The organism is Rhodococcus sp. (in: high G+C Gram-positive bacteria) (assembly GCF_049286785.1).
Taxonomy (GTDB): Bacteria; Actinomycetota; Actinomycetes; order Mycobacteriales; family Mycobacteriaceae; genus Rhodococcus_F.
In genome coordinates this window covers 1-3864 of the sequence record NZ_JBAQEO010000432.1, presented here as the reverse complement: position 1 = coordinate 3864, position 3864 = coordinate 1, and the positions used below count along the sequence as shown (strand labels likewise).

Annotated in this window: 2 protein-coding genes and 2 pseudogenes; all 4 read right to left on the bottom strand. The window is 58.2% G+C overall.

All coding sequences use genetic code 11. The features are described from left to right. Nucleotides 1–967, bottom strand: a pseudogene (locus WAW17_RS15875) (hypothetical protein); the annotation flags it as partial. Next, entirely contained in the window at nucleotides 964–2043 is a 1080-nt protein-coding gene (locus tag WAW17_RS15870) for a DUF4007 family protein (RefSeq protein ID WP_422333904.1), read from the bottom strand. The pseudogene WAW17_RS15875 and the gene WAW17_RS15870, both read right to left, overlap by 4 nt. A 2-nt stretch (nucleotides 2044–2045) precedes the next feature. Continuing rightward, entirely contained in the window at nucleotides 2046–3200 is a 1155-nt protein-coding gene (locus WAW17_RS15865) for a cysteine desulfurase family protein (RefSeq protein ID WP_422333903.1), read from the bottom strand. Nucleotides 3201–3345: 145 nt separating this feature from the next. Beyond that, a pseudogene (locus WAW17_RS15860) lies at nucleotides 3346–3718 on the bottom strand (IS481 family transposase); the annotation flags it as partial. Between the last annotated feature and the right edge of the window lie 146 nt (nucleotides 3719–3864).

Here is a 3864-nt window from a genome sequence, read left to right as displayed (position 1 = left end):
GTGTTAAGGGGTGCAACGGAATGGCAGCGGACGCGTCCTCTACGAGATCGCGCAGACCCAAGTCTTCAAACGTCCTTTGGTTGCTCTTGATCCACTTCGCTGCGGCAGAATCTAGCTTCTTCGTCCTCCGGTCAAGGCTGGCGATCATCAACCTGCGGGATTGGGCTGATGTTTCGACGTAGGGGATATCTTGGAAACGTCCTTGCACCTTCGACCACTCGCGTCTACGTGCTGCGGACGTCTCCTGTACGTACTCCTCAAATGACAAATGCTGCATGGTGATGATCACCAATGGAAGCGGGTCTTTTCCCTGTGTCGACTCTGCTAATTCCTGCAGAAGGTAGGGATCGCCAAGGTGTCCGGATTCGGCGTAGGCCTCAAGATTTTTTCCGAACTCATCGATGATCAGGATCATTGGACGAGTGGCGCACATCCGCTTGATGGTGTCCCGAATCTCGCTCGTCGTCAGTGTTCGATTGGCTTCACTCTCGCTATAACTTCTTGGCACGATGGTCTGCGTCGCCCCAAAGGTGCGCTCGGCGCCGGAATGCAACGCGCGCGCAATGGTGGCCGAAACGGGTTCAGCCTTCGCAGTTGCAAAGGCACGAATCATCCCTTCTTTCTGGGCCCCCACACTCTGCAGGCCTTGGACGAGTTGGTTGTCGACAACCTCGTCGACCATACGCAGAATTGTGTGAGATTCAGAGTGTGCACGTGTGCTCTCTGCAGACAGAAGCCCGTCAAGAAACACCGCCAGTGACGACTTGCCGCCACCATGAGGCCCGGTAATAGAAAAGGCACGTCCTGCGGCAGGATCAGAAAGTCCTCGCGCGATTCTGCCAACAACGTCGATCGCACGCCCTGTTGGAACGTAACCTTCGACCGCTCGCGATCCGTGATCGCGCTCGACGTTTGCTGACCGACTGAACCGCGGGCGCGCGCGTACGTACTGCGAAAGTGTTGTCATGCGGCAGTTCCCTTCGCGGACCCTTTGCGCGATTCCTTTGCGGTCGATTTCGTGACTGCGCGTTCTAACGCGTCGTCAGAGATGGCCGACTCCCTTGCGGCGAGGCCTGCGACTTCGAGGCTCTCGGCCCCGAACAGGTCCGAACGTCTCCGAGTGTGATGAGCCCACATCACGGCGTGAGCAATCAAGGTTGGATGCGAGTCAACCGTTAACTGTGTCGCCCCCGCTGGTCGTGCAAGCCGGATCCCGGTCGCTTCCCGAGCCGATTGCTCGATCGCGCTCACAATATCTTGCTCGGTCAGTTTCATTATTCGGCCGGGCGAACCGGGATCGACGGCAAGTCGAGTAATCGAGATGGTTCTACTTCCACCAGCGTCACGGCTCATGTAGTCGAGGCATGCGTATGTGATCGCTGCGGCCGGGAGCCCCCGCTTCTCACCCCGGACGAATCGGTAACTCTTTCTCGAGCCGGGAGAAGGTTGGAGGATCTGCAGTTCTCGGAATGGGGAATCCAGTAGGTCGTCGAGCGTCTGTCGTCCGCGTGTCTCTCGTCGCGTGTACATGCGGAGAAGGCAGTCAACGTCCTTCTGGATGCTTGAAATTTTCGGTTGCTGCCACGTGGTGGCCGCTACCTCGTCCACGCAATACTGCAGTAACTCATCCTCGGTGAATTCAACCGCACCGAAGTCGTTGAATGTCAATCGCCATATTGGCAGGATCGTTTCTGCTGAAAGGGCTTGCCAATGCAGGATCCACAGGGTGCTTTGATCTTCCATGTACGGGTCTAGCCCATAATCGTCATCTAGGAACGCCCGACCGAAGTGCGTTGGCGTTGAGACAGCCACGCGGGGCCTCTCGGGATGAGGCTTGCGCGTGATGACTCTAGTAGCCGTCGACCAAAAACGAATTGCTTCAACCATATTCTTTCCAACACCAAGTTCGATTGGTGCCCCTGGCAGATTGAAGACGTTAGGGTTCTTGGCTGCGGCGTCGTAACCCTTCTTGATCCATCCAAAGCGTGGATGGAACGTCTGATGATTCGCGAACGTCGGGACCGCAGATTGTTCGAGGGTCATGGTCAGCCTTCCGATTGCCTTGTCAGCTCGCGAACACGCGTCACTGCGGATGCGATCTCTTCAATCGCGTCTGTAATTTCTTCGCGCGTAGTAGGGCGGCCTAGTGAGATCCTGATCGACTCGGAGGCTTCGCGATCAGTCAGACCCATCGCGATCAATACATGTGATTGAGTAGGCATCGCGGACTGGCAAGCGCTGCCGGAAGAAACAGCGACGCGGGGCATCGAGGCCATGACCGCCTCTGAGTCGGCACTACGGAAGCGCACGTTCAACGTGTTGGACAGCCGTTCGGCTTCATAACCGTTGATCTCTACCTGATCGAGGCGCAAACGTAGTCCGGAGATTAACGTGGCCATGAGGTCGTTGAGTCGGCGTGCATCATTCGCCTGCTCCTTCTCAGCTAATTGAGCGGCCACGCCAAAACCCGCCAGTGCTGCGGTGTTCTGCGTCCCACCCCTCAGACCAAACTCTTGCCCACCGCCTGGAAATATGGGGACGAGGGCGTGCTGAACGTGTCGGGATGCGACGAGCGCACCTGCCCCTTTTGGTCCGTAGATCTTATGGCTGCTACAGACCAGCAAATCTGCGCAACGAACCACGTGGGACATCTCACCTTTGCCCGCGAGCTGGGTTATGTCAGCAAAGAGGAGTGCGCCATGGCGGCGAGCTACCACAGACGCGGCCGTCAAGGGTCCCAAAACCCCCGTTTCGTTGTTAGCGCCCATCACCGCAACAACTGAGACGGTGTCGTCCACGACATCTGCGAGGTGCGCAAGATCGACGATTCCAGACCGCTCGACACGAGCATGCCTCACCTGTCCACCCGTCAATTTGGCGGCCACAGAGGCTGCTGAAAGTATCGCTTTGTGCTCAGTGGCCGCTACAACAATATTCGGTCGGTTGGTGCCGCCAAGCGCCGCGCCAATGATCCCGATAGCAGCTGCTTCACTGGCGCCACTCGTCAGCACGATGTCACGTGGAGGCCTACCAACGAGGCGAGCGACTCGGCTTCGTGCTTCTTCAACCACCTCAGCGGCGCCCTGGCCGCTGCTGTGTTGCACACTCGAGGGGTTCGCGAACTGGGACGAAGCTTCGAAAACGGCCGCCGTGACCCGCGGGTCGACCGGCGTTGATGCGTTGTAATCGAGGTAAATCATATCGCACCGATCCTATAGGCCTAGTTCCTTGTCCCCATCGAGGCACGCGGCGTTGAGGACTGTTGGTAACCATTGCAGATCCCCCCGACAGAATGACGATCGGCATAGTTGACTCACTCGTTTCCGTGTGCAGTAGCGCTGGTCGTCAGCTCCTCAAGGTGTACGAGGCCATGACGTTGGTTACACCGGCACGGAGCTTGCTCGCGGGCGGCCGGTTGCCGACTGCAGTGTGAGGTCGATGGTAGATGTAGTGCACGTTCCACACCTTCAAGGCCTCGGCGCGTTGCTGCTCTCCGGTCGGCCCAGGGATTCGGACAGTGGACCCGTGCAGGACCTTGGCGAAGTCCTTGGCGCGGTAGCAGGAGCCATTGTCCGTGACGATCCGGCGGATGTGCGTGATGGAAGTGGGCGGCGAAGAACACCCTGGCGCGGTGTATGAATCCGATAGCAGAATGCCTTTCGTCGTCGAGCGATTCTGTGTACGCCAGTCGGGAGAACCCGTCAACAACCGAGTGCAGTGTCGACGGCAAGTGAAAACTAGTTGTTGCGGTTCATGAGGTTGGTGACGCGATCGGTGCGAGTCGGTAGCTGAGGGCGCGGGTCTCTATCGGCAGGATGAGAAGTGCGACCAACTCGTCCCGACCAGAAAGAGACCCGCGTGTCC

Coding starts and splice junctions, on each gene's coding strand:
- WAW17_RS15865 (WP_422333903.1), bottom strand. CDS start 3,200: ATGATTTACCTCGATTACAACGCATCAACGCCGGTCGACCCGCGGGTC.
- WAW17_RS15870 (WP_422333904.1), bottom strand. CDS start 2,043: ATGACCCTCGAACAATCTGCGGTCCCGACGTTCGCGAATCATCAGACG.